Origin of the sequence: Desulfovibrio piger ATCC 29098, from assembly GCF_000156375.1 — a bacterium.
In the GTDB taxonomy this organism is placed as follows: domain Bacteria; phylum Desulfobacterota; class Desulfovibrionia; order Desulfovibrionales; family Desulfovibrionaceae; genus Desulfovibrio; species Desulfovibrio piger.
This window is the reverse complement of record NZ_DS996359.1, coordinates 389589-415601: the sequence shown is the minus strand read 5'-3', so window position 1 is coordinate 415601 and position 26013 is coordinate 389589. Positions and strand designations below refer to the sequence as shown.

Below are 26013 nucleotides of genomic sequence, written 5' to 3'. Positions count from 1 at the left end.
TCCCCGGTCTTTGGTTGCCACCAGCTCGCGATCCAGGGCGGCAAGTTCACCGTCCAGAGCATCTACCAGCAGACCGCCCGCATTGCCCGGCAGGGACAGGCGTCCCATGAGCAGGGGCAACAGCTCCCCGGCCACGGCCCGCACACCGCGCAGGGCCTCCCGGTATTCGTGCAGGGCATGGGCCGCCGCTTTCAGATCATCCAGGGCGGCTTGCGCGTGCCGCTCAAGTTTGCCGTGTGCATCCGGCAAGGATTGTTGGGCGCACCAGTTCAGCACATGCCGGAAGCTGGCGGCGGGCAACTGGCGCAGGGAGGTGGCCCCCCACTCCTCCAGCAGTTCATCGAGAAGCATCTCGTAGCGGGCCGCCTGTTCTTCGCCGCAAGGATTGCCGGCAGCGGCGGCGGTCAGGGCCGCCTTGACGGCGGACAACTGGTCTTCGGTCATCAGGGCAGGGAGGGAACTACGCATGGCGCACCTCCCCGGCAGGAATGAGGTTGCAGGGCAGGGCCACGACGGTGTGCCGCAGGGCGGCGGGGATGGTGGGAATCATGAAGGCCTCACAGATTTGGGACGGTGAAAAACAAAAAAGGCAGGGCGTAACGCTCCCCGGCTCTGTGAAGCCGCCGGGGCCTTGCGGACACCCGGACGTTACGACCCTGCCAATATGTGAAAGCCACCCGCCGGGCGTACGTCCGGCAGGAGCTTTGACAGCAGAATATGCGACACGACTTTTCCCCGCCCTTGGGGAGCAGGAAAGGCGCGTGTGACGCCTCACAGATTTAGGGGCCACCAGAAGGCCACAGAGGCCCGCAAAAGTCAAGGGACGGCCACCGGCAAGGGGGCGGCTCATTTCATGCCGGAGAAGGGAACTACGCAGCATGGCGCACCTCCACCACGGTCAGGACATGGCCGAGCATGGCCCAGCGCACACGGGCCGACGTGGACAACGACGTGCCCAGCAGGGCCACAAGGGCGGCAGTTTCACCGGCACGGGCCAGCTTGCGAAGAAGGAAGGACAGGGACGCACGGCCACCGCAGGACGCGGGGCGGAAAAGGGGGATGGAATGCATGAACCACCTGACTTGTTTGGGGTTTTGAAGGCGCAAAAAAAGACGGGACACCCTCCCCGGCCAGTCAGAGGCCGCCAGTCCTCGCGGATACTGGAGGTGTCCCGTCAATATGGAGCGCCGCTCACAGGATACACCTGTAGCGGGAATGCTGACGAAACAAAAAAGACCGCTCTTTTCCTGCATGTGGGGCATGCGGAAGGCGTCGGTTACGCCTCTGACTGTTTGGGGAAGTTCAGTCTGCCCCAGACAGCGGGCGCACGTCAAGAGCCGCAGTTCTTCCCACTTGCCGGCAGCGAACAGGTCACACCACCCGGCGACGGAGTGGAGCTTCTCACCGGTCATCATGCACAGCAGGCGGTCACGGCCGGAAGGCAGGGCCACGCGGCGGAAAAACTGGCAATTGGCGCAGCTTTCGCCTTGTGCTTGGCGGGCAGGTGTGGCAAGATCAGAGGAAGCAAGAAACTCCTTGCCGCCTTTCTGATCTGCCCCCACCGCCGCCAAGCATCGGGGGCTTTTCTTTTGGATCATGGCCTAGGCCTCCCTGCTTGCGCCCTGCTGGCGGACAAAATCTTCCAGAGCCGTCACCGGCCACACCGTGCAGCGTGCAGACAGGCGGGTCCCCTGGGGCAATCGCCCTTCACGGATCCAGCGCCAAAAAGTCGAGGTGCCGATGCCCAACGCCTCGGCAAAAGCCTTTGCCCTGAGATAACGGGTAACTTCCGGCATGAAAAAAACCTCCTGGAGAGTTCGTGGAACTTTCCAAGAGGCTAAGAAAATGCGGACCGGGGAAACCGATCTCGGGGGAATTATTCCCGAATTCGGTTTTTATTTTTGCAGTTCTTCGATTTCTTTGATGATTTTTCTTGTGGTATCCTCGGAAACCGGAAAACCGAAATTTTCCGTTGCCCTGCTGATAGTCACCGCCGCCCCGCGCTCGTGCAGATCTATCTTGCCGTTCCTGTTGGCAAGGGCGGCAATGACCTTGAGGTAGGTATTTCTGCTCCTGGGATTGACCCCTTCCGCCTGCCGGGCCTTCTCCAGTTCCGCTCTGGTCTTCTCCAGCTCTGCTTGCAAGGCCGCCTTCTCTTGCCGGGCCTGCTCCAGTTCTGACTTAAGGGTAGTAAGTTGGCTTTCTAGACTGGCAATACTGTCTTCCGGGGTCTCAACGGCTACAGGGCAATTCCCCTGGTGGCAAATCTTGATATGCGTTTCAATTGCATAGGCCGGCAGCCCAACGTCTTTGATGAGCTTTCTTTCAAAATCTTTGCAGCGGATGAGGTAAGCGCCTGTCTCTTTGGTGAATGGGCGCTTGTATATTATTTTACAGTCTGTATTTGGCGGAATTCTTAAACTCCACTCATCAGTTTTTGACATGCATTCCCATAGGTTCAATATCGGAAGGCCATAAAATTCTTCCAGCTCGACAGCCGAGAAAAAATATTTGTCGGGGGGGAATCCTCCATATTTCCTGATTCGTTCTATAGCTTTTCGGGATTCTTCAGGAGATAGCTGCATATTGTTCCCCTTGCTGCTCTCTTGTTAGCTATCCGGTAGGGCAGGGAGCATAATCTGTCTATGCCCCTTCCCCGTCGCGCAGGCTGTCCAGGTAGTCAGCCCACTCCTGCATCATGCGGCGACGCTCGGGCAGGTATTCCGCATAATTGTAGGCGGCCCGGACGCTGTTGCGTTCACCGTGGGCAAGCTGCCGTTCGATCCAGTCCCGGTTGTAGCCCTGCTCATTGAGCAAGGTGGAAGCCATGCTGCGGAAGCCGTGGACGGTCATCTCATCCTTGCCGTAGCCAAGGCGCCGCAGTCCGCCCAGCAGGGTCATGTCGCTGATGGGCGCTGTCCTGCTCCGCATGCCGGGGAACAGGTAGCGCCCTCCGCCAGAGTACAGCGCAAGCGCCCGGAGCTGTTCCACCACCTGTCTGGCCAGCGGCACGATATGCATGACGCGCATCTTCATCTTCTCGGCAGGGATGCGCCATTCCGCTCTGTCCAGGTCGATCTCTGCCCACTCCGCTTTCCGCAGCTCTCCGGGCCGCACGAAGACATAGGGAGCCAGACGCAGGGCCGCCCGCACGATGACGTTCCCTTTGTAGGCGTCGATGTCACGCAATAGGGCCCCGATGGCTTGCGGCTCCCTGATGCTGGCATAGCTCTGCGAACGGATGGGAGACAGCGCCCCCCTGAGACTGGCCACAGGATCCACGTCCGCACGGCCCGAGGCGACGGCATAAAGGAAAATGCGGCTGCAATCCTGCATGGCCCTGTGAGCGGTGTCCACAGCGCCGCGCTCCTCGATACGGCGGGCCACGGCCAGCACGTCCGGTGCGGTGATCTCCCGTATGGGGCGCGATCCCAGCAGGGGGAAGACGTCCCGCTCCTGCCGGGCAAGGATCCTGTCCCTGTTGGACGCCGTCCAGCCGGGGGCATGCCTGGCGAACCATTCCCGCGCCACCACTTCGTATGTCATGGCCTGGGCCAGTACCTCAGCGGCCGCAGCGGCCTTGCGTTCCTTTTTCGCTTCGCCGGGATCGATCCCCCGGGCCAGCAGCTCCCGCGCTTCCTCGCGCCGTTTACGGGCCTCCACGAGGCTGACCGCAGGATATTGCCCCAGGGCGAGCGTTTTCTGTTTGCCGCCAAAACGATAGGCAAGGCGCCAGAGTTTCCCCCCGGAGGGCGAAAGATGCAGGTACAGCCCCCCTTCATCGGAAAACTTCTGTGTCTTGCCGGTAGCCTTCAGGCTCCGAAGCTTGGCATCCGTGAGTTTCATGGCAATCTGTTGGTATTTTTTCGGCGGGTGTGTTGGTATTTTCCAAGATACCAACAAAAATACCAACAAATGGGCGAGAGGTACAGGGACTTTCTGGGACTACGCGAGAGAGGACAAAAGGAAAAAAGTGAAGCCCCACAAGGGTTTCGATACCTTGCGGGGCTTTCTGAGATTTTAATTTGGTGGGTCGTGCGGGGTTCGAACCTGCGACTCTCTGCTTAAAAGGCAGATACTCTACCTACTGAGTTAACGACCCGTTGAGACGTTTCAGATATACAAATCCCCACATGAAGTCAAGGATTATTTTCCACAAATCCGTTTTTCCGGTCATTCCATGCCGCAACGGCATGGCCGTGCCCCCGCAGGATGCAGGGACGCCGCCACGGCCGGGCATCCTGAAACTTCCGCCGGGCTAGGCGTTCTTCTTTTCCTGCTTGGCCCAGGAGTCGCGCAGGCCCACAGTACGGTTGAAGACCGGACGCTCGTCGGTGCTGTCCTTGTCCTTGCAGAAGTAGCCCACGCGCTCGAACTGCACCTTGGCGCCCACTTCCTTGGCGGCCAGGGCCGGTTCCAGCATGGCGGTCACTTCGCGCAGGGAATCGGGATTGATGGCATCCAGGAAGGTCTGGCCTTCGGGCATGGCGTTGGGGTTCTCGGCCGAGAACAGGTGTTCGTACAGGCGCACGGTGGCGGGCACGGCATGGCGGGCGGAGACCCAGTGGATGGTGCCCTTGACCTTGCGGCCGTCGGGGCTCTGGCCGCCGCGGCTCTCGGGATCGTAGGTGCAGCGCAGTTCCACCAGATTGCCGGCATCGTCGTACACGGCTTCGCGGCAGGTGATGAAATAGGCGTAACGCAGGCGCACTTCCGCGCCGGGCGCCAGGCGGTGGTACTTCTTGGGCGGATCCTGGCGGAAGTCGTCGCGCTCGATCCACAGTTCACGCGAGAAGGGCACGGTGCGGCTGCCGTAGGCGGCATCTTCGGGATGCCAGGGCATCTCGAACTCTTCCACCTGGTCTTCGGGATAGTTCTCGATGACCACCTTCACGGGATCCAGCACGGCCATGGCGCGCGGGGTGTGGGCGTTGAGGTATTCGCGGATGCAGAACTCCAGCACCGCGTAATCCACCATGGAGTCGGAGCGGGCGATGCCGATGCGGCTGCAGAATTCGCGCAGGGCCTCCGGCGGCACGCCGCGACGGCGCAGGCCGCTCAGGGTAGGCATGCGCGGGTCGTCCCAGCCCTTGACGTAGCCTTCTTTCACCAGCTGGATGAGCTTGCGCTTGGACAGCACCGTGTGGGTGAGGTTGAGGCGCGCGAACTCGATCTGCTGGGGATGGTACACTTCCAGGGCGTCCAGCACCCAGTCATAGAGCTCGCGGTTGTTCTCGAACTCCAGCGTGCAGATGGAGTGGGTGATGCCTTCCAGCGAGTCGGACAGGCAGTGGGTGAAGTCGTACATGGGATAGATGCACCACTTGTTGCCCGTGCGGTGATGTTCGGCATGGCGGATGCGGTACAGGGTGGGGTCGCGCATGACCAGGTTGGGCGAGGCCATGTCGATCTTGGCGCGCAGCACATGCTCGCCGTCGGCAAATTCCCCGGCGCGCATGCGGCGGAACAGGTCCAGGTTCTCTTCCACGCTGCGGTTGCGGCAGGGGCTCTCCTTGCCGGGACGGGTCAGGGTGCCGCGGTACTCGCGGATCTCGTCGGCGCTCAGGTCGTCCACATAGGCCTTGCCCTTGAGGATGAGCTGCTCGGCGTATTCGTAGAGCTTGTCGAAATAGTTGGACGCGTAGAATTCGCGGTCGTCCCATTCACCGCCCAGCCACTTCACGTCCTCGCGGATGGAATCCACGTATTCGGTGTCTTCCTTGACGGGGTTGGTGTCGTCGAAGCGCAGGTTGCACATGCCGCCGAACTCGCGCGCCACGCCGAAGTTCAGGCAGATGGACTTGGCATGGCCCAGATGCAGGTAGCCGTTGGGTTCCGGAGGAAAGCGCGTGTGCACCTGACCCCCGAAACGACCCGACGCGTTGTCGTCCATGATGCGGGCGCGGATGAAGTCCACACCGGCTTTGGGATTGTCGTTGCTTTCCGCGGCAGCGGCCACGGTCTCGGCCTTGTTTTCGCTCATGGCGTTGTTCCTCCGTAAGATATTGAACGCAGCAGGATACGCCAAGCCGGTACGAGGGTCAACGTCGCCCGCCGGGCCTTCCCGGCAAAGGCGAAGATTTTTTTGTGCCTTTGCCGGATTTTCCCTTGACACTCGGCCCCTTCCCGACTAATGTACAGCCTCACGCGGGAATGACGAAGTCTTCCCTGAGCGGAGAGGTGTCCGAGTCGGCCGAAGGAGCTCGCCTGCTAAGCGAGTATACGGGCTTAAACCTGTATCGAGGGTTCAAATCCCTCCCTCTCCGCCACTAAGGCAGCAAAGCCGGTATGTCAGCAATGACGTACCGGCTTTTTTTTCGTATCCTGTTCCCCAGCGTAAAGAGGGATCCTGTGCCGGGAAAACGGCTTTTTCCGCCATCCTGGACACTCTTCTTCCCACCTCACCACACGCAGGGGACATGTCATGACAAGCAAAAGCTGCATCACAGACAAGCCTGTTTCCACAAAGGATGGCGACAGCCTCCAGGCCCAGGATTATGCCCGGGCCCTGAGCCTCTTCATCCAGCATGCGGACACACCTGTCACCATCGGTATCCAGGGCGGCTGGGGGAGCGGTAAAACGAGCCTCATCAGCATGTTGCAGGAACTGCTCGACAAGGATGAAGTGCACACGAGCCTCTGCGTATGCGTCAATGCCTGGGAGCATTCCCTGTTCCAGGATGCCAACAGCAAGATGGACGTGGCCCTGAGCCTTCTGGGCGGACTGGCCGACGGCATCGAGCAGAGCGTCATCCAGGCCACATGGATGGGCCGGGACGTCCGCGATCGCGTCAACAAGAACAGCCAGGCCATCAATGCGGCCCTGGGAGCGCTGAAATTCTGCCTGCGCCTCTCCGCTCGTATCGCCGTGCAGGCCGTCGCCAATGCCGCCGGCGCCGGTGAAGCCGTGAGCGGCACCTTCGAGGACAAGCGGGAGGAACAGCCGGAGCAGAAGCCCATAGCCCAGCATGTGCACGAATTGCGGGAGTCGCTCCGCGAACAGGTGGCCAGGATCACGCAGGGCGGCACGCCGGGCAAGATCGTGTTCTTCATCGACGACCTGGACCGCGTACCGCCGGCCACGGCGGTGGAGATCCTGGACATCACCAAGAACATTTTCGACATCCCCAATTGCGTTTTCATCCTGGCCATCGACTACGAAGTCGTGGTGAAAGGACTGGAAGGAAAATTCGGCCCCAAATCACGGGAAAACGAACGCGAGTTCCGCCAGTATTTCGACAAGATCATCCAGATCCCCTTCACCATGCCCATCGGGGCCTATGCCACACACATCGCTGACATGCTGCAACCGGCCCTGGAACAGCTGGGGCTGCCTGCCGGGGAAGACGGCGACCTGCTGAAACGCCTCGCCGAGGATGCCACGCTGGCCACGGGCGGCATCCCCCGCAGCATCAAGCGCATCGTGAACACCCTGTCCCTGCTGAACTATATCGCCAAGGCATCCCGGGAGGACACCGACAGCTCGCCCAAAGCGGCCATGGACGATCTGGAAGCCCGCTTCATCATCGTGGCCCTCCATATCAACTTCCCCGAGATCTGCCGGCGGATCATGGAGAGGAGCGCCTTCACCCAATGGAAGCGTACCGAGCTCGACAAGGTCTGGAAGCTGGAGAGCACCAAATACACTAATGAACTGGCCGTGCTGGAAAAGAGCGACCTTTTCAATGACGAATGGGAAAAAGCCCTGTACTGCCTTTGTGCCCAGTCCGACTGGCTCAAGGCGCAGGCCAAGAACATTTCCCAGCTGCTGAACAACCTGCTCGTGGCCCTCAACGGCAAAAAGGACCAGAGCGAACTTTCGGAAGAAGGCCTGACCCTGATGGCCGACATCCTGGACAGCATCCGCGTCGTCTCCATCGATACGGAGACGTCCATCCAGGAGATCGATGACAGCAGCGTCAAAACGGACAGCTTCACCTACTTTTGCCGACAGCTCCATGAGAAATTCGCCAAGGCCCTGCCGAAGGGGACCCTGGGCAACCCCACGAACGAATACGCGAAGCGTGTCTCAGGCGGCAGATGCTATGATGCTGCCATGGGTGCGGGGCGGGCGCTGTGCATAGAGTGGGAGAAGGAAAAAACAGAGATCAGTATTTCCATCTTCGGCAACAAGAAAAATATCCCTCGCGCCAACGCGACCCCTATACTGGAAAAATATACCGACGGCGTGGATGCATATGACTATCATGGACGCTCCCAGTTCTGGTTCGGACGCTGCTACGGTGATGTTCCTGCCAACAGTTTCCGTACCCTCTCTGCCGCGGATTACGTCGACGATACCGTGAAGTTGTACGAGACCGTTTGCAAGGCTGAAAAAGAACTGTCCGCCAAGGGGTAGCGCACGCGGCATACTGTCCGCAGGCATTGCCCCAGTCCTGCTGCCCTCTTTCGGCAGCACGGACGTTCGAAAAGGGAGATCCTGTGAAGTATCGCGGTAAGGGACAGCCCCTTGTCTCCACAGCTGCGGCAAGGGTGAGCCCCGCATAGATATCTGAATCCAGGCCCTGCCCGGTCCATCCGGGCGGGGCCGTCGTTTTTCTCCGCCTTGCCGGATGCCCCGGCCAGCCCTACAGCCCGCATTCCTTCATCCGGCGCCACAAGGTCGTTCGTGAGATGCCCAGGGCCTCTGCCGCCTGGGTCTTGTTGTATCTGTATTTTTGCAGCACCGCTTCCAGGCGGGCGCACGACGCCGTCTCTCCCCTGCTGGCGGGAAAGGCTTCCGGGTCTTCCTCATCCAGGATATCCGCATCGAAAAGGATGTCGGAGGCCTGAATCACAAGCTGCCGAGCCAGGACGATGGCCCTGTCCACCACATGGAGCAGCTCCCGGACATTGCCGGGCCAGTCATGCTGTTCCAGCTTCTCGATAGCCTCGCCCGAGATCGAGAATTTTCTGTGGCCTTCCCCGCGCAGCCTGCGCAGATAGGCAAGGACGATGGGGCCGATGTCTTCCTTGCGGGCTGCGAGCGACGGGATCTTGAGCAGCAGGGTATTGATCCTGTAGAACAGGTCCTGCCGGAACTGCCCCTGCCTGGCCATGGCAAAAAGGTTCCTGTTCGTCGCACAGATGATGCGGACATTCACCTGCACGAAGCGGGTGCTCCCCAGGCGGGTCACGACTTTGTCCTGCAGGACCCGCAACAGGCGGGCCTGCAAGCGCAAGGGCATCTCCCCTATCTCGTCAAGGAACAGGGTCCCGCCGTGGGCCAGCTCCACCAGCCCCGTCTTGCCCCCGCGCCTGGCGCCGGTGAAGGCCCCCTCTTCATAACCAAAAAGTTCGCTTTCCAGCAGGCTCTCGGGCACGGCCGCACAGTTGACGGAAACAAAAGCCGCCTCCTGCCGCCGGCTGTGCGCATGGATGGCCTGGGCGAACATCTCCTTGCCCGTGCCCGTATCGCCGATCAGCAGTACAGGCCCGTCGCTGTCCGCAAAACGCTGCCCCATGAGCTTTGCCTGAGTGATGACGGCACTGTCGCCGATGATGTCGTTGAACATGAAGTAACGGCGTTTCCCTTTCTGATAGATATTTTGCCGTACCTGCCGCTCATTTTTCTGGATATCGACCGTATTGTTCAGGCTCAGGACATAGCCGTCAAAATTTCCCTTGAGCTTGATATCGACGATGGTGAAGAGGAACTCACGCTTTATCATGTCTTTCAGAATAAAGGAGTCCGAGGCACCTTTCCTTTCTCCCATGATGCGCGCGAAATCCGTCCTGGGGAATATCCTGCCCAGATCCATGCCGATGATCTGCTCCGATATGACGCCAAACACCCCCTGGGCTTTATCATTCGCGTAGCGAATCGTGTAGTTTTTATCTACGACTATGATGATATTCGGATTGATATTCAAAACAGTGTTGATGAAATCTCGTCTCTGTATATTCAGAGCATCCATCTCTATGATGTGCTTTGCCTCCAGAAACACCTTGTAGACGGCTTCCTGATTTTCTGAAAGCAGGGGGATGGCGTGGAAACCTTCCTCCCTGGCTTTGCTTATCAGGCCAAATCCCCCCACAAGAAGAGATATGTTTTCCTCCCTGACCTTTTTCAGGGCCGCTTCAAGATTGTTCCTGTTCTCGACTTCCAGCCTGTAGCCCCGCAGACCGAGCAGCTGCGCTATCCGCATGAATTTGAGCCCCTGGCCGGGAAAACAGAGATGGCCCACGCGCATGTTGCTGTTCTGGAAGGGCAGGAGGGTCTCGAAAAAATTCTCGGCCGAGTATTCTATGGAAAGGATGGGGATGGAGGTGGAGTTCCTGAGGATGTGGAGCGCATGCCCGCGTGTGGCCAGCAGCTTGATCTTTTCCGTATTGAGGATGTGCAGGGCGACCTCCACGTCATTATCGAACTTCGATACGGCGATGCAGGTCCGCATGTTGAGCTGGTGGGCCGTCTCCTCGGCATACTTGGCCAGAGTCTTGAACGGGGTGACGACACAAAAATCCGCAGGTTGTTCACCCACGTGGATGATGGACTCACAAAAACCGGGGTGCATGGAGGCTCCTTTTGTGAAAGGCCCGTTATTGGCTCCCGCCCTGCCCATCCGGCAGGATGGACATTACGTTCTAAATGTTTCAAAAATAATCTAGAATAATTTCAATATATTGTCTAAGGATATCTGCAACATTACGTTCATTTTGTTATTTTTAATTTATTAACATATTGATTTTAATTACTTTTTCAAAATGGCACGCTTATTGATGTTAGTGAAAAAAAGAGCGTAGTGCCGAAAGAAAAAATAAAACCAATCTTATCGGTATATTATCATGGAGGTCATCATGGTCCAAGGTAACTGGTGGAAGTGGGCTCTCAGCCTGGGCTTGCCCCTGATCGTATTCTTTACCGTCCCGGAAATGGAGATAGCCAGCCCGAAGACGCCGCTTTTCCTGGCGATCACCCTGTGGGCCGTCATCGCCTGGGCCGTGGAGATCCTGCCCTCTGCGATCGTCGCGGCCATCCTGACGTTCCTGTATGCGCTTTTCGTCACCAAGCCGGCCGTTGCCTTCTCCAGCTGGTGCACCTTCCTGCCCTGGATGTGCTTCTCCGCCCTCATCATCGCCCAGGTGCTCAACCGTACGGGCCTTGGCAAGCGCATCGCCCTGCACAGCATGATCCTGATGGGCTCCTCCTTCACCAAGACCATGATAGGCCTCATGGGGGCCGGCATCATCCTGACCCTGCTCGTCCCCTCCGGCCTGGCCCGCACGGTCATCTTCGTCGCCATCGCCCAGGGCCTGATCCAGGCCCTCAATGTGGACACCCGCTCCCGCATGTCCTCTGCCCTGATCATGGGCGGCTATCTGGCGGCCATCGCCCCCGGCCTGTTCTGCATCACCGGCACGGAGATGAACCTCCTCGCCCTTCAGGTCGTCACCAACACCACCGGCGTGCCTGTGGAGTATGTCGACTTCATCATCCAGATGGCGCCCTTCTCCATCTTCTACATGGCCTGTTCCATCATGATGGTCTTCATCATCCGCGGCAAGGAGCGGCTCCAGAACGAAGATTCCCTCAAGACCGTCCTTGAGGAACGCCTGAAGGAGATGGGCCCCATCTCCGCTGAAGAGATCAAGATCTTCCTGGTGCTGTCCATCGGCTTCATCGCCTTCGTGACCGAACAGTGGCACCATCTTCCCGGCGCGTTCGTCTTTGCCCTGGTCGGCATGGCCTGCTTCATGCCCGGCATGAACCTGGCCACCGAGCAGGATCTGCGCAAGGTCAACCTTTCGTTCCTCATCTTCCTTGCGGCCTGCATGTCCATCGGCGCCGTGGCGCAGGACCTGAACATCCCCAAGTGGATCTCGGCCCACATGTCCTCCCTGTTCGAAGGACGCGGCGCGGTCATGGCCATCAGCTTCTCCTATGTGCTGGGCGTGATCGTGAACTTCCTGATGACCCCCATGGCGGCCGTCGGTGCCCTGGGCAGCCCGCTGGCCCAGCTGGCCGTCAGCCTGGGCATGGATCCCTACACCCTGGTCTACGCCCTGCTGTACGGTCTGGATCAGCTGCTCTTCCCCTATGAGATCGGCTACCTGCTGTACACCTTCATGAGCGGCGCCGTAACCCTGCGCCACATAATGGGCGCTTTCGCCATCCGCATGGTGGCCTTCGCGTTCTTCATCCCCCTGATCCTCGTGCCCTACTGGAAGCTGATCGGTTTCCTCAAGTAAAGAGAAACAGTCATGAACATCATCGATTGCAGATACAGACCCAATACGCCCGAATGGATGGCGACCTTTACCCGCAACCCGGTCTACGCGGAGTACGTCAAACTCACGGACTTCGACCGGAAGCCCACCCAGTCCCTTGCCGCCTGTGCCGCCCAGCTGGGCTCGCTCGGCATCGGCAAGGCCCTCGTTTCGGGCAGGGATATCGAAAGCACCTATGCCTCCCCTTCCTCCAACGGTCTTGTGGATGCCTGCGTGGCGGCCTTCCCCGATCTTTTCATCGGCATCTACGGCTATGATCCGCACAAGGGGATGCAGGCCTACAAGGCCATGCGGCAAGCCTTTGCCGAAGGGCGCAGCCTGGGGGCATCCATCGAACCGGCCATGGCCCACTGCGCCCTGGACGATGCCCGCTACTATCCGCTGTACGCCCTGTGCTGCGACCATGACCTGCCGCTCCTCGTCACCGCGGGCCTGTCGCCCCACATGCCCGGCGTCCTGCTGAGCCCCACTTCGCCCGCGGCCCTGGACAAGGTCGCCACCGACTTTCCCGGCCTGCGCATCCTGGTCAGCCACGGCGGCTATCCCTGGGCCGGCGAGACCATCGCCGTCTGCCTGCGCCACCGCAACGTCTACCTGGATTTTTCTTCGTCCATCAACAAGCCGGGGGGCGAGCTTTATGTCAAAGCCGCCAATGACTGTCTTGCTGACCGCTTCGTCTTTTCCAGTGCCAATCCTTTCGTGGATGTGGACAAGGCCCTGGAGCAGATCGGCCGCCTCGGGCTCTCGGACGAAGCCCGGGACAACATGCTCCATAAGAATGCCCTGCACCTCATCGGCCACGTCCTGCAAAACGCCTAAGGAGCCTTGCCATGTCATCCCGCACCATCTATGCCCTCACCGCCGGCCAGAAGCCCGTCGTCATCACCAACCATTTCTACATGCGTCCCGACATCAAGGAATCCCTGTGCACCCAGTTCTTCTTCTGGTGCATCATGGACGAGAAGGAAGGCCCCATCCTGGTCGACCAGTCGTTCACCCAGCGATGCCTTGACGAGATGAAGATCCCTTATCAGGTCAAGGAAGGTCCCCTTGAGCTGCTCGACCGTATCGGTGTCCGCCCCGAGGACGTGCGCCACGTCATCCTGTCGCACCTGCACTGGGACCACTACGCGGGCGACGAGTTCTATCCCAATGCCCGCTATCATGTGCACCAGAAGGAACTGGAATATGTGACCGGCCCCCTGATGCGTTTTACGACCTATGCGCAGCACTACAACTTCAAGGCCATCGAACATCTGCTCCACCTGCACTTTTCCGGACGGGTCCACCTGATCCAGGATGAGCGCGAGGAGATCTGCGAAGGCATCACCTGCCTGAGGACGGGCGGCCATACGCCCGGCCTGATGTACGTGGCCGTGGAGACGGCAGGCGGGACGAAGGTCATCTGCAGCGATGTCGTCCCGCGTTACCGGAACATCAGCGAGATGACCCCCTGCGGCTCCACTATGACGTCACCGAGGCCCTCCAGGCCCTTGAGACCGTCAGCCGGATGACCCGGTCCATGGACGACATCCTGCCCGGACACGACCCGGCCATCACGGAGCGCTATCCCCAGGTGGCTCCCGGCGCCTTCCGCATCATCTGACATCCGGGGCATGACCGGCCATACAGCCAAGGAAAGAACATGACATATACGACATTGCTCCCGGCCCGTATGGGACGGCTGGAACTGCGCAACCGCATCGTCTTCCCCGCCATGGTGACGAACTATTGTTCCACCCGGGGCGAAGTGACCGACAGGCTGGTGGCCTACCACCAGGAACGGGCCAAAGGCGGTGCCGGTCTCCTGATCACGGAAGCCACCTACATCAGTCCCGACGGCAAGAGCTTCCCGCATCAGCTCGGTATCGATGACGATGGCCTGCTGCCCGGCCTCCGGCGCCTGGTGGAATCCGTCCACGCGGCGGGGGCCCGCATCGCCGTGCAATTGTGCCATGCCGGCAGGCAGACCTCCCGGGCCGTGACCGGTCTGCCGCTCATCTCGCCCTCGGTGACCCGTTTCGGCAATGACGAGACCAGCGCCATGCGGCAGGAAGATATCGACAGGGTCCTTCGTGACTATGCCGGCGCGGCCTTGCGGGCCCAAAAGGCGGGCTTCGATGCCGTGGAGCTGCATGCAGGCAACGGCTATTTGCCCCAGCAGTTCCTTTCCCCGTTCACCAATGCCCGGCAGGACGGTTACGGGGGCAGCCTGGAGAATCGCGTCCGCTTCACCGTGGAGGCCATCCGGGCGGTCAGGGCGGCTGTCGGACCGGACTTCCCCATCATCCTGCGCCTCGGTGTGGCGGAACCCGTCAGCGGAGGCCTGACCCTGGAAGACGGCGTGGCCGCAGCACGCATCCTGGCCCGGGAGGACATCGACGCCTTCGACGTGACGGCCGGCATGCGGGAAGGCGGCATGTGGGTGACGCCGCCCCTGGCCCTGCCCCGGGGCACGCATATCGAAAAGGCGGCGGCCGTACGGCAGGCCATCCAGGCCTCCAGGCCCGTCATCGGCATCGGCAGGATCACGTCCGCGTCCCTGGCCGACAGCTTCATCACGGCCGGGAAGGTCGATTTCGTGGTCATGGGGCGCGCCCTGCTGGCCGACCCCGAACTGCCGCTCAAGACATTGCAGGGCAGGGAAGAAGACATCCGACCCTGCATAGGTTGCAACGAAGGCTGCATCGGCCGCCTGTCCCGCGGGCTCGACATCTGCTGCGCCGTCAATCCGCGTGTGGGCAATGAATACCGCCCCCTGTCGCGCCGGGCCGCCATCCCGCGGCATGTCCTCATCGTCGGCGCCGGTCCGGCCGGTCTCGTGGCCGCCTGTACGGCACTCCGGCGGGGCCACCGTGTCACGGTCCTGGAAAAAGAGGCCGCCTGCGGCGGCAAGATCCCCCTCGCAGCCCGGCCCCCGTTCAAGGAAGAGCTGGCGGGCTACGCCGCCTGGCTGGAACGTCAGGCCCGGGATCTGGGCGCCGACCTACGCTGTTCCACCAAGGCCACGCCCTCGCTGATAGCCGAACTGGCGCCGGACGTCGTGCTGCTGGCCGTCGGCGCCGAACCCGTCATCCCGCCCATCCCCGGGCTTGCGCCGGAACGATTCCTTCTGGCAGAACAGGTGCTGCAACAACAGGGCCCTGCCCCCGGGCAGGATGTCCTCATCATCGGCGGCGGGCTGGTCGGCTGCGAGACGGCGCTCTTCCTTGCCAAAAACGGCTGCCATCCCCTGGTGGCGGAGATGCGCGAAGATCTTTGCATGGATATCGAGCCCCGCTCCCGGGCCGTCATGCTCCTGCACCTGAAGGAATACGGCATCCGGGCCCTGACCTCCTGCCGGGTCGCGCATATCGGGGAAGGGGAAGCCATCCTGTGCACGCCGGGACATGCTGAGGAACACCTGCCCTGTTCCTGCATCGTACTGGCCACGGGCTACCGTCCCCGCACGGCGCTTGCCGAAGCCCTGCGCGGCATGGACATGCCTGTCTACGGCATCGGCGACTGCCACGGCGGGACGCGCATCTGTGACGCCGTCTGGCAGGCCACGGCCACAGCCGAAACCATCTAACCCATCGCCCGGGAAACACCGGGCCGGAAACGGCCATGAAACAGTTCGTCTGCAAACCGACCATCCACATGTTCCCCACCTGCAAGGACTTCCTGGCAGGCTTCGACATCGGCGAGGATGACCTCGTCCTCAGCAACGCGTATATCTTCAAACCTTTTTTCGACGGTCTCGCCTGCCGCGCCCAGGCGCTTTTCCTGGAAAACTACGGCCAGGGAGAACCCAGCGACACCATGGTGGACGCACTGCTGGCAGCGGCCTCCCGGCACCATTTCCGCCGTGTCATCGCCATCGGCGGCGGCTCCGTCATCGACGTGGCCAAAGTCTTGGCGGTGGCTCCAACCGGCAGTGATACCAGTGCCGTTTTCGACAGCAAGGAACTGAAGCAGGAAAAAGAACTCATCATCCTGCCCACCACCTGCGGCACGGGCAGCGAGGTCACCAATATCTCCATCATCAACCGCACCTGCCTCGGGATCAAGGTCGGGCTCGTCCACGACAGCCTGTACGCACGCCATGCCGTCCTGGTGCCCGAGCTGCTGGAAAAGCTGCCCTATCCCGTCTTTGCCACCAGTTCACTCGATGCCCTCGTCCATGCCGTGGAGTCCTACCTGTCCACCGCGGCAAGCCCCTTTACCCGCATGTTCTCCGCGGAAGCCATCCGGCTCATCCTGGCCGGCTATACGGAAGTGGCTTTGCACGGCAAGGACGGCCTGCGCCCCCTCCTCGGCGACTTCCTGCTGGCGAGCACCTATGCCGGGCTTGCCTTCGGTACGGCAGGATGCGCCACCGTGCATGCCATGAGCTATCCGCTGGGCTCCACGTTCCATATCCCGCACGGGGAGTCCAACTACGCGGTCTTTGCCGGTGTGTTGCGGCATTATGAACAGCAGCAGGTCCCGGGCCTGGCAGACCTCCAGGAGCTTCTGGGCCGGGAACTGGGCTGCCCCGCCTCCAGGGCCATGGACAGACTCGATGCCCTGCTGCAAAAGATCCTCCCGCTCAAGAGGCTGTCCGCCTACGGCATGGAGCCTTCCCAGGCCCGACCCTTCGCCGAGGCCGTGCTGCGGACCCAGCAACGCCTGCTGGCCCACAGCCCCAAGGAAATGACGGTGGCCGACATGAGCGGGATCTATACGGCCCTGCTGTAGCATCCATCTCCAGGCCGGGATCCTTTCGTCCCTGATCCGCACCCGGCCTGGCGTCCTCCTTCCGGTGGGGGGGCGGCCTGATCCCCCACCCCACAGGCCGTCCCCCCTTTCTAGGCAGCCTTTTCAAAAACACGAGGCATGCCCCGAACGCATCCCCTGCCCACCGCCCAACGGCGGGCAGGGGATGCGCTTCCATAACAGTCATGATTTTCTGGATATCCGGGATGGTCTTGCGCATGTGGCCCTGATGATTACTCTGTGGTCATACTACAGACCAGCAGACAGTTCCCGGCAGCCGCCCAGGGAAGGGCGGCTCGTGTTTCCCGGGCATGCCGCGTGCAAGGGGGCCATCGTGAAAACTTCGGATGTCGTCAAACGCTATACGAGCCTTGCGGTCTCGCTGTTCTTCAACGCCCTGGGCATCGCCCTGATCACGCAGGCCCATCTGGGCACCACCCCCATCACCACCCTGCCCTATACGCTGGCGGCCATCTTCGGCCTGACCCTGGGCACCACGACCTTCGCCTGCAACCTGCTCTTCCTGCTGCTCCAGCGCATCCTGCTGCGGCGCCGGCTGGGCATCGCGGAACTCCTGCAGATCCCGGCCGTGCTCATCTTCAGTGTGTTCATCGACTTCTGGATGCACCTCACCGGCGCGCTGGTCACGGATGTCTACATCTGGCAGATCCTCATGTGCATCGTGGGCAGTGCCGTGCTGGGCGCGGGCATCAGCCTCGAGATCATGAGCAATGCCACCGTCATCCCCGGCGAAGGCCTGGTCATCGTCATCGCGGCACGCTCCCGCAAGAACTTCGGCAACATCAAGGTGCTGTTCGACTGCTCGCTGGTCCTGGCCTCCTGCCTCCTCGGCCTTGCCGTGCTGGGCAGCATCGTGGGCCTGCGCGAAGGCACCGTGCTCTCGGCCGTCCTGGTGGGCATGTTCGCCCGCCTGTCCTCGCCCTGGACACGCAAACTGAAGCCCCTGCTCTGGTCCCCGGAACAGCGCCAGCTCCTGCGCCACATCAAGGCGGAGATGCCGCCCCGGGAAAAGTAAGCCCCCGGGAGCATGCCTCCAGCGCTCTGCCCATGATGTCCGCGCCATGGGGCAGACTCTCCGGCAATTCCAACCCGCGCCCATGGCTTCCTGTCCTGCGTGCATTCTTCGCGTCTTCTGCTACCGGCCTCTGTTCCCGCAATGTTTTCATTATGGGCATATCCCGACAGAGGCTTCCCGCCGAGGTCCCACAGTATGTCAGCCCCCACGTAACCACGCCGCAGATACCCTCAGCTCCCGGTCCCTGCACGGACCGCAGCCCTGCGCTCCACAAGGCAGGGCGGAAACACCAAGGCCTACGCCTGCAAACAGTCATCCAGGACCAGTGGTTACCGGGGCAGCTCCAGACGCACCGTCACCGCGAACCAGGCGATCTTCCCCCAATCCTTACGCTGCGGTGCGAACGTCCCCTGCTGCGGCACTTCTCCCATGTTCACCGCACAGGACGGCTCCGTCTCCGGTGCGCTGTCCGCAAGGGTAGCACCTCCCCCTTCCCCGGCGGAAGTCCCCGGCACAGCGGCCGGGCTCCCCTCTGCGATGTTTCTCCCATCATCCTGTGCCGCAGGGAAAGGTATCCCGGCAGGCGGCCGCGCGCCCGCTTTGTCCCCGGCGGTATCAGCTGCGGAAAGGCCGTCCCGCAGCCCTTCGACCGATAAAAACGGGGCCGGCAGCGCCACGCCGGTACTGTCCGCCCCTGCGGTCTGCCTTAGGACGAACCGTCCTTCCCCGCCTTCCGGCAGCTGCCAGATACCCATCTGACGTTCCAGCGCAACCATGCCGGTGCGCTCCCGCAAGGCGCGTTCCACGGCAACGGCCTGCGGCCCCGGCACACGATACCGGGCCGTGAGCGTCCGGCGCCCCGTGCGCGGCTCCGCGGCAGGACGGCAGAACAAATATTCCAGTCCTTCCGGCTTGAGGCCCGCCTCTTCCAGAAAATCGGCGCACCGGTATCCCGCTACCGTCTCCGCCGCAGGGCCGGACGCCCCCGGCAAGAGCAGGACCGGCCCGTTGTCGGCCGCCCGGGCGGGCAGCACCAGATACAGCCCCAGCACCAGGGCCATCATCACGCGCATGATGCGTCTCCTCCTTTCCTGTTTGCCATCGTCACGGTCTACCGGGACACGGCTCTTTGTTCACCGGAGCCCGGCAGCACCGCACATGCCTCTCTGCCCTCTCCCGCCATGGTTTGCCTGCGGGACGGCGCCTTTCCAGCCTGCCGCCGGAGTTCCCGCCCCAGCCTTCCGGGCCAAGCGGGAGCACAGGGACACAGGAGCTCCGTCCCCATTCCCGGCGCAAAGCCGCAGCAACACCGGGCCGAGCTTTCCTCCGGCCCCCGGCATGACGAAAAAAAGGGAAGGACGCAGGACGCGTTCCTTCCCCATACATCGGGCTCAGGCCACGGCAGGGCCGTTACGCACGGCTTTCCCAGGCCTGGACGGTATTCTTCAGCAGCATGGCGATGGTCATGGGGCCCACGCCACCGGGCACGGGCGTGATGGCCGCGGCCTTCTTGCTCACGGATTCGAAGTCCGCGTCGCCGCACAGGCCGTCGTCCGTACGGTTGATGCCCACGTCGATGATCACGGCGCCTTCACGCACCATGTCGCCCGTGATCATGCGCGGACGGCCGATGGCAAGGAAGAGGAAATCCGCGCTGCGGCATTCCGCCGCCAGATCGGGCGTACGGGAATGGCACAGGGTCACCGTGGCGTCGCCGAACTCGCCGGGACGGGCCAGCAGCAGGGCCAGGGGCTTGCCCACGATGTCCGAACGGCCCAGCACTACGGCCTTCTTGCCGCGGGTGGGCAGATTGTAGCGGCGCAACAGCTCGATGACGCCCGCCGGCGTGCACGAGACCATGCCGGGCAGATTGAGGGAAAGGCGCCCCACGTTCTCGGGATGGAAACCGTCCACGTCCTTGGCCGGGTCGATGGCCAGCAGGCAGGCGGAGGCGGAAAGATGTTTGGGCAGGGGCAGCTGCAAAAGGATGCCGTCCACGTCGTCACGACCGTTGAGCTCGGCGATGAGGGCCAGCAGGGCCTCCTGCGTGGTATCGGCAGGCAGCCGGTAAGGGAAGGAAAGGATGCCCGCCTCGGCGCAGGCACGTTCCTTGTTGCGCACATAGACCTGCGATGCGGGATCTTCTCCCACCAGGATCACGGCCAGGCCGGGAGCGCGGCGGCCGGCCGACACGGCGGCCTCCACCTGGGCCTTGAGTTCCGCGCGGATATCGCGGGCAGTCTGCTTTCCATCAATAAGGATCATGGCGACCTCGTGGCTGACGTTGGCGCCGGGGCCGGCGCGTGGAAGGGGCGGAGTATACTCCGGGAGCGCGCCAAGCTCAAGTCCGCGACATCCCTCGACCATATGCCACCGGAGCGCCTTGCGCTCCGTGCATGATGCGTTGTACATTCGACCTTTGTACGGCCCTTCCTGCTCCAGGGAGTTTTTGCCGTTGATGCCATGGCCCCCCATGCGGTGGCATGATGTGAGAACGTACCATGCTCCGAACTTTCCTGCTTTTCCTGCTTTGCCTGCTCCTGGCTTTTCCCCAGGGAGCTTTCTCCGCCTCCTCCGGGCAGGCCTCTGCCCAAGTGGACACGGGCCTGCCCCTGAACAGGACGACTTTCCACTTTTTCTCTCCCGAAGACATCGCTGCCAACTATAAAGCGTCCAGAATCATCCGCGTGGGCTACTTCGACCAGCACGGCGTTTTTGAAGGGGAAGGCGAGCATCTTTCCGGCTATGCCATAGCCCTGCTCACGGCCGTCTCGCGCTATACGGGCTGGGAATACGAATGGGTCAAGATCCGCTTCGACGAGCTGGCCCAGCGGCTGAATGACGGCACCATCGACCTTTCCTGCGGCATCAGTTTCACGCCGGAACGCGCCCACCTCTACAGCTTTTCCAAACTGCGCGCCGGGTATGAGAACACCTGCCTGCATGTCTCCAGTACAAGCGACATGCATTATATGGATCTGGAAGCCTTCAACGGCATGCGCATCGGCTTTTTCACCGATTCCCTCCAATATGACGTGATGCAGCGTTTTGCCGCCCAGAACGGGTTTACCTTCAAAACGCTGTTCTTTGAGGAAAGCCATGAGATGTCCCAGGCCCTGGCCGACGGCCGCATCGACGGCTATGTGGACGGCGTCCTCCAGGGCAAGGGTACCAAGGTGGTGGCCACCATCTCCACGGATCCTTTCTTTTTCGTCACCCGCAAGGACGACAATGAGATCATGGACCCGCTCAACGAGGCCATGCGCCAGATCCTGCTGAACCACCCCACCTATCTGGCCCGCCTGTACGACAGCTACCTCAACATCTCCTCGGACGTGCCCGTGGTCTTCACGCGTTCCGAGAGCCGCTGGCTGGCCACCAAGCCTGTCATCCGCGTGGCCTACAGCCGCGGACAGGACATGATGGACCCCAAGCACGGGGGCAATTTCCTGTATGCGTTCCTGAAGATGCTGGAACGCCAGAGCGGCATCCGCTTCGAGTTCCTTCCCCAGCCCTCCTATGATGCCTGTCTCAAGGCGCTGGCCGACGGTACGGCGGACATCATGCCCGATGTCTATCCCAAGCTCTCTTTCCTGCGCAGCCAGAACATCTTTTCGGGCAGGATCTTCTATAACGCGCCCATCACGGTGGTGGGACGGCTCCATGACAAAAAGATCCCCGGCCAGGCCTGCACCGTGGGCTTCACCAGCGAGATGCGCAGCGTGATGCTGGCCTACCAGAGCGCCTATCCCGAGGACATCCCCAAGATCTTCCCCAATATCGACGCCTGCCGCACAGCCTTTGAAAAAGGGGAGCTGGACGTCTACCTCTGGCCCTATCCCGCCGCCGCCCTCCAGGACGACCCGCCCAAGGACGGTCTGCTGCTCCCCACCCGGGCCATGTATCCCATGGCACTGGGCATCTCGCCCCATGCCTCGCCCTTCGTGACCTCCGTGCTGGACAAGGTCATCACCTCCACCACCACGGCCACCATCGATGCCCTGCTCCTCTCCGCCGCGCCGGACTCCCTGATGGACATCATCCACCGTTTCCTGCGCCGGAACCTTGTGGAGACGCTCTGCGGCCTCGGCCTGCTGCTGGTCCTGATCGTGCTCCTCGTCCTGCGCCACAACAGGCGGCGCCTGGCCGCGCTCCGCGCGGCAGCGCTCACCGACCCCGTGACGCAGGGCCCCAACCGGGCAAGGTTCCTTATGGATGCGGCCAAGATCCTGCAAAAGGACCCACGCTGCCATTACCTGTGCACGGTCAACATCCGCAAACTCAAGCTCATCAACCGGGCCTGCGGCCTGCGCACCGGGGACAGCCTGATCCGCTTCTGCAACCGCGAGTTCGCCCTGCGCAGCCGTCAGGGGGAACTGGCCGCCTACAGCGGCTCGGGACAGTATCTCCTGCTGTGGAAATGCCCTGACGAGACGAGCTTCACCCAGCGCATGGAAGAACTGTTCAGCGTCGCGGACATGGCCCGCAAGCTGTACCAGCGCCCGGTGAGCTTCTCCTGCGGCGTCTACGTCATCCGCAACGGCGCCGACATGGAAGAAAGCGAACCTCAGCCCACGCCGGGGACAGGGAAAAACGTCAACGAATCCGAGCGATTCGTCTCCCGCTATCTGCTCTATGCCGAAACGGCGGAAGCCAGCATCGCTTCCGGCGGCTACCGGTCGCAGTTCCTGATCTATAACGAGCTCATCGGGGCCCGCCAGCTCAAGGCCAACGACATCGAGAACCGTATGGTCAATGCCCTGGAGCGCGGGGAATTCACTGTCTTCATGCAGCCCCAGCTCTGCCTTGCGGACCGGCGTCTGCACGGGGCCGAGGCCCTCATCCGCTGGCAGGGCCCGGACGGGAAGATGGTCTACCCCGACGAGTTCATCCCCCTGTTCGAACAGAACGGCTTCATCCGCGAACTGGACCTTTTCGTCCTGGATACGGTCTGCGCCTGGATACGTCGCCGCCTGGACGAAGGCAAAAAGGTGCCCCCCATCAGCATCAACCAGTCCAAGGCCCTGTTCTTCCACGACAACTATGTCGAGACCGTCCTTACCATCGCGTCCCGTCACGACGTGCCCACCCACCTGCTGCATGTGGAGGTCACGGAAAGCATGGCCTGGCTGGATGAAGAAGCCTTCATCCGCACCCTGGATGCCCTGCGCCGGGCAGGTATCGGCCTGAGCCTCGACGATTTCGGCAAGGGCTATTCCTCCATGGCCATGCTGCATTCCTTCGGCTTCGACACCATCAAGCTGGACCGGGCCTTCCTGGCTCCCGGGCAGGACAAGCAGCGCTCCGTCTGGATCATCATCTCCTCGCTCGTGGACATGGCCCGGCGCCTCGGCATCGAGATCCTCTGCGAGGGCGTGGAGACGGAAGAGCAGCTGCAAAAGCTCCTTGCCTCACACTGCAAGTACGGGCAGGGCTATCTCTTCTCCCCGCCCATGAACATGGAGACCTTCGACGCCTACGTGGATGCCCACGATCTGGAGCAAAAATAACGCACTGATCCGGGGGGCCCTTTTCCCCGGCGGGGAAGGGCGCCTCCCGATACTCTCCCCAGATGCAAAGCGCCGTCTTCCCTTCCGGGAAGACGGCGCTTTTGTCTTGGCAGGGCTCCCTGCCGCATGAAAAAGGGGGCCTTGCGGCCCCCTTAGGAATACGGATGAGGCAGGACGAGCCTGCGTCTGCCGGATTAGTCTTCGCTCTCGTCCAGGGCGTAGTATTCCGCCAGCATGGGACCGAAGAATTCGGCGCCGTCGCCCAGTTCCTCTTCGATGCGCAGCAGCTGGTTGTACTTGGCCATGCGCTCGGAGCGGCACAGGGAGCCGGTCTTGATCTGGCCGGCATTGACGCCCACGGCCAGGTCGGCGATGAAGCTGTCCTCGGTCTCGCCGGAACGGTGGGAGACCACCGTGGTGTAGGCGGCTTCCTTGGCCATCTCGATGGTGTCCAGGGTCTCGGTCACGGTGCCGATCTGGTTCAGCTTGATGAGGATGGAGTTGGCCACGCCTTCGGCGATGCCTTCGGCCAGGATGGAGGGGTTGGTCACGAACACGTCGTCGCCCACCAGCTGGGTGCGTTCGCCCAGGCTGGCGGTCAGCATGCCCCAACCGTCCCAGTCGCTTTCGGCCATGCCGTCTTCGATGGAGATCAGGGGGTACTTGCTGGTGAACTCGGCCAGCCACTGGGCCATTTCGGCATTGTTGAAGGTCTTGTTCTCACCCTTCAGCACGTACTTGCCGTCCTGATAGAATTCGGAAGCGGCGGCGTCGATGGCCAGGGCCACTTCGCTGCCGGGGATGTAGCCGGCTTCCTCGATGGCCTTGACGATGTAGCTGAAGGCTTCGTCGTGGTTCTTCAGGTTGGGGGCAAAGCCGCCTTCGTCGCCCACGCTGGTCACGTGGCCGTCCTTTTCCAGCAGCTTTTTCAGCACGTGGAAGATCTCGGACCCCATGCGCAGGGCATCACGGAAGCTCTGGGCGCGCAGGGGCATGATCATGAATTCCTGGATGTCCAGGTTGTTGGGGGCGTGGGCGCCGCCGTTGATGATGTTCATCATGGGCGCGGGCAGCACCTTGGCGTTGACGCCGCCCAGGTATTTGTACAGGGGCAGGCCCAGGTATTCGCTGGCGGCACGGGCGCAAGCCATGGACACGCCCAGCATGGCGTTGGCGCCCAGACGGCTCTTGTTGTCGGTGCCGTCCAGGTCGATGAGGGTGTTGTCCAGCTGCACCTGCTGCAGGGCGTCCAGGCCCAGCAGGGCATCGGCGATCTCGCTGTTGACGTTCTCCACGGCCTTGGTCACGCCCTTGCCGCCGTAACGCTTGCCGCCGTCACGCAGTTCCAGGGCTTCACGGCTGCCGGTGGAGGCGCCGGAAGGCACGGCCGCGCGGCCGCTGTGGCCGGACTCCAGAGAAACTTCCACTTCCACGGTCGGATTGCCGCGCGAATCCAGAATCTCGCGGGCATACACAGACGCAATGCTGCTGCTCATAATCGCTCCTTTGAAGGTTGATTCTTCCGCCGCGCGAAAGAGTCGTTTTCTCCGCTGCGCCCCACGGGCGGTGGCGGGACCATTGTCCGGCGACAGGGAAGCCCTGCCGCAAAAATATCTCTCCCAAAGGGGGGCCTCCGGGCCCTGCGCGCGACGGCAGACCCGGGCCCACTGCCGCACGGGGCGGCACGGCCTGTCGGCACTCAATAGGGATGACGCTCGTAATACAGGCGGCGCAGGCCCTCCAGCAAGAGCGAGGGCAGCACGGCGTCGAAAACGTCGGGGCTGATGCGCGCGATGGACGGGGCAAAGCCGCCCGTGGCCAGCACCAGACAGTCACCGGGCAGGCCCTTTTTCAGGCGCTGCGTCAGGCCTTCCACCATGCAGGCGAAACCGAAGACCAGGCCGTGCTGGATGCTCACCGACGTGCTGCGGCCGGGCGCGGGCTCCAGGGCGTCCACGTCCAGGTTGACGCGGGGCAGCTGGGCCGTTTCGCGCGCCAGGGCCGAGATGGCCGTACGCGGACCGGGAAAGATCAGGCCGCCGAGATAGGCATTGCCGCTGATGCAGTCAAAGGTGACGGCCGTACCGAAGTCCACCACGATGAGGGATTCCGGGCCGGGATGCAGACGGCGTGCCTCATAGGCGCCCACAAGGCGGTCGGCGCCCACTTCCTGCGGGCGTTCGTAATGGTTCTGCAGGGGGATGGGCATGTCCTGCGGCACCATCCACAGGGGGCAGCCCAGATAGCGCTGGACGGCTTCACGCAGCAGGGGGTCGAAGCCCGGCACCACCGACGAGGCCACGCAGGCCGTGAAACGGGGCTCGGCACCGGCGTGACGCAGCAGCTCCAGCAGGGTCAGGCCCAGACTGTCCGAGGTCTGGGCGGGGTCCGTGCGCAGATTGTAGGAGGTCATCACCCCCCGGGAGTCGGCCAGACCGACCTTGATGCAGGTGTTGCCGATGTCGAAAAGAAGAAGCTCTGGCTGCATGTCATACTCCT

General features: G+C 62.0%; 19 protein-coding genes, 2 tRNA genes and 1 pseudogene. 9 read left to right on the top strand and 13 right to left on the bottom strand.

Annotated features, from left to right (window positions below):
- The 8 genes and pseudogenes from DESPIG_RS14100 to DESPIG_RS08455 all read right to left on the bottom strand — a co-directional run.
- Positions 1-468 (bottom strand): hypothetical protein (locus tag DESPIG_RS14100; protein WP_040369745.1); only part of this gene is annotated, 468 nt, incomplete at its 3' end.
- Between the two features lie 401 nt (positions 469-869).
- Positions 870-1070 (bottom strand): hypothetical protein, encoded by a 201-nt coding sequence (locus tag DESPIG_RS14400; RefSeq protein ID WP_040369743.1) that lies wholly within the window; start codon positions 1068-1070, stop codon positions 870-872.
- A 306-nt stretch (positions 1071-1376) separates the two neighbouring features.
- Positions 1377-1598: pseudogene (locus DESPIG_RS14555) on the bottom strand (hypothetical protein); the annotation flags it as partial.
- 3 nt (positions 1599-1601) lie between these two features.
- Positions 1602-1796 (bottom strand): helix-turn-helix transcriptional regulator, encoded by a 195-nt coding sequence (locus DESPIG_RS08475; protein WP_006007491.1) that lies wholly within the window; start codon positions 1794-1796, stop codon positions 1602-1604.
- Between the two features lie 99 nt (positions 1797-1895).
- Complete coding sequence (locus tag DESPIG_RS08470; protein WP_040369742.1) at positions 1896-2585, bottom strand: coiled-coil domain-containing protein; 690 nt, start codon at positions 2583-2585, stop codon at positions 1896-1898.
- 58 nt (positions 2586-2643) lie between these two features.
- On the bottom strand, positions 2644-3846 hold the full coding sequence (locus DESPIG_RS08465) for a tyrosine-type recombinase/integrase (RefSeq protein ID WP_006007489.1): 1203 nt from the start codon (positions 3844-3846) through the stop codon (positions 2644-2646).
- Between the two features lie 180 nt (positions 3847-4026).
- Positions 4027-4102: transfer RNA gene (locus DESPIG_RS08460), tRNA-Lys, on the bottom strand.
- Positions 4103-4258: 156 nt separating this feature from the next.
- Positions 4259-5983 (bottom strand): glutamine--tRNA ligase/YqeY domain fusion protein, encoded by a 1725-nt coding sequence (locus tag DESPIG_RS08455; protein WP_006007487.1) that lies wholly within the window; start codon positions 5981-5983, stop codon positions 4259-4261.
- Between the two features lie 191 nt (positions 5984-6174).
- On the opposite strand from DESPIG_RS08455, the gene DESPIG_RS08450 reads away from it, so the two are divergent.
- Together DESPIG_RS08450 and DESPIG_RS08445 are read left to right on the top strand one after the other, a co-directional pair.
- Positions 6175-6269 (top strand) — tRNA-Ser (locus tag DESPIG_RS08450).
- 155 nt (positions 6270-6424) lie between these two features.
- A complete protein-coding gene (locus DESPIG_RS08445) occupies positions 6425-8359 on the top strand; it encodes a KAP family P-loop NTPase fold protein (RefSeq protein ID WP_006007475.1) in 1935 nt (644 codons plus the stop codon).
- 229 nt (positions 8360-8588) lie between these two features.
- On the opposite strand, the gene DESPIG_RS08440 is transcribed toward DESPIG_RS08445, so the two are convergent.
- On the bottom strand, positions 8589-10517 hold the full coding sequence (locus tag DESPIG_RS08440) for a sigma-54 interaction domain-containing protein (RefSeq protein ID WP_006007473.1): 1929 nt from the start codon (positions 10515-10517) through the stop codon (positions 8589-8591).
- 283 nt (positions 10518-10800) lie between these two features.
- Here DESPIG_RS08440 and DESPIG_RS08435 point away from each other — a divergent pair, with 283 nt between their 5' ends.
- The 6 genes from DESPIG_RS08435 to DESPIG_RS08410 all read left to right on the top strand — a co-directional run bounded on the left by DESPIG_RS08435 (position 10801) and on the right by DESPIG_RS08410 (position 18004).
- Positions 10801-12192: an SLC13 family permease gene (locus DESPIG_RS08435; RefSeq protein ID WP_169304821.1), complete on the top strand. Its 1392-nt coding sequence runs from the start codon at positions 10801-10803 to the stop codon at positions 12190-12192.
- A gap of 12 nt (positions 12193-12204) precedes the next feature.
- Positions 12205-13050: an amidohydrolase family protein gene (locus DESPIG_RS08430; RefSeq protein WP_006007469.1), complete on the top strand. Its 846-nt coding sequence runs from the start codon at positions 12205-12207 to the stop codon at positions 13048-13050.
- 11 nt (positions 13051-13061) lie between these two features.
- A complete protein-coding gene (locus DESPIG_RS08425) occupies positions 13062-13745 on the top strand; it encodes an N-acyl homoserine lactonase family protein (RefSeq protein WP_006007467.1) in 684 nt (227 codons plus the stop codon).
- A gap of 131 nt (positions 13746-13876) precedes the next feature.
- On the top strand, positions 13877-15802 hold the full coding sequence (locus DESPIG_RS08420) for an oxidoreductase (RefSeq protein WP_040369740.1): 1926 nt from the start codon (positions 13877-13879) through the stop codon (positions 15800-15802).
- A gap of 35 nt (positions 15803-15837) precedes the next feature.
- The gene (locus DESPIG_RS08415; protein WP_006007463.1) at positions 15838-16950 is read left to right on the top strand and encodes a 4-hydroxybutyrate dehydrogenase; all 1113 of its coding nucleotides are present in this window, start codon (positions 15838-15840) and stop codon (positions 16948-16950) included.
- 352 nt (positions 16951-17302) lie between these two features.
- The gene (locus DESPIG_RS08410; protein WP_246118343.1) at positions 17303-18004 is read left to right on the top strand and encodes a YczE/YyaS/YitT family protein; all 702 of its coding nucleotides are present in this window, start codon (positions 17303-17305) and stop codon (positions 18002-18004) included.
- 329 nt (positions 18005-18333) lie between these two features.
- Here DESPIG_RS08410 and DESPIG_RS08405 read toward each other — a convergent pair whose 3' ends face one another.
- Positions 18334-19077 carry a DUF4952 domain-containing protein gene (locus DESPIG_RS08405; protein WP_006007459.1) on the bottom strand — a complete coding sequence of 248 codons (744 nt, stop codon included), beginning with the start codon at positions 19075-19077 and terminating at the stop codon, positions 18334-18336.
- A 337-nt stretch (positions 19078-19414) separates the two neighbouring features.
- Positions 19415-20269 carry a bifunctional methylenetetrahydrofolate dehydrogenase/methenyltetrahydrofolate cyclohydrolase FolD gene (gene folD, locus DESPIG_RS08400; protein WP_040369739.1) on the bottom strand — a complete coding sequence of 285 codons (855 nt, stop codon included), beginning with the start codon at positions 20267-20269 and terminating at the stop codon, positions 19415-19417.
- Between the two features lie 236 nt (positions 20270-20505).
- Between folD and DESPIG_RS08395 the strand changes: the two genes are divergently transcribed.
- Complete coding sequence (locus DESPIG_RS08395; protein ID WP_006007456.1) at positions 20506-23514, top strand: EAL domain-containing protein; 3009 nt, start codon at positions 20506-20508, stop codon at positions 23512-23514.
- A 194-nt stretch (positions 23515-23708) separates the two neighbouring features.
- Here DESPIG_RS08395 and eno read toward each other — a convergent pair whose 3' ends face one another.
- Together eno and DESPIG_RS08385 are read right to left on the bottom strand one after the other, a co-directional pair.
- Positions 23709-25010 carry a phosphopyruvate hydratase gene (eno, locus tag DESPIG_RS08390; protein ID WP_006007454.1) on the bottom strand — a complete coding sequence of 434 codons (1302 nt, stop codon included), beginning with the start codon at positions 25008-25010 and terminating at the stop codon, positions 23709-23711.
- A gap of 203 nt (positions 25011-25213) precedes the next feature.
- Positions 25214-26002 (bottom strand): type III pantothenate kinase, encoded by a 789-nt coding sequence (locus DESPIG_RS08385; protein ID WP_040369738.1) that lies wholly within the window; start codon positions 26000-26002, stop codon positions 25214-25216.
- Positions 26003-26013 lie beyond the last annotated feature (11 nt).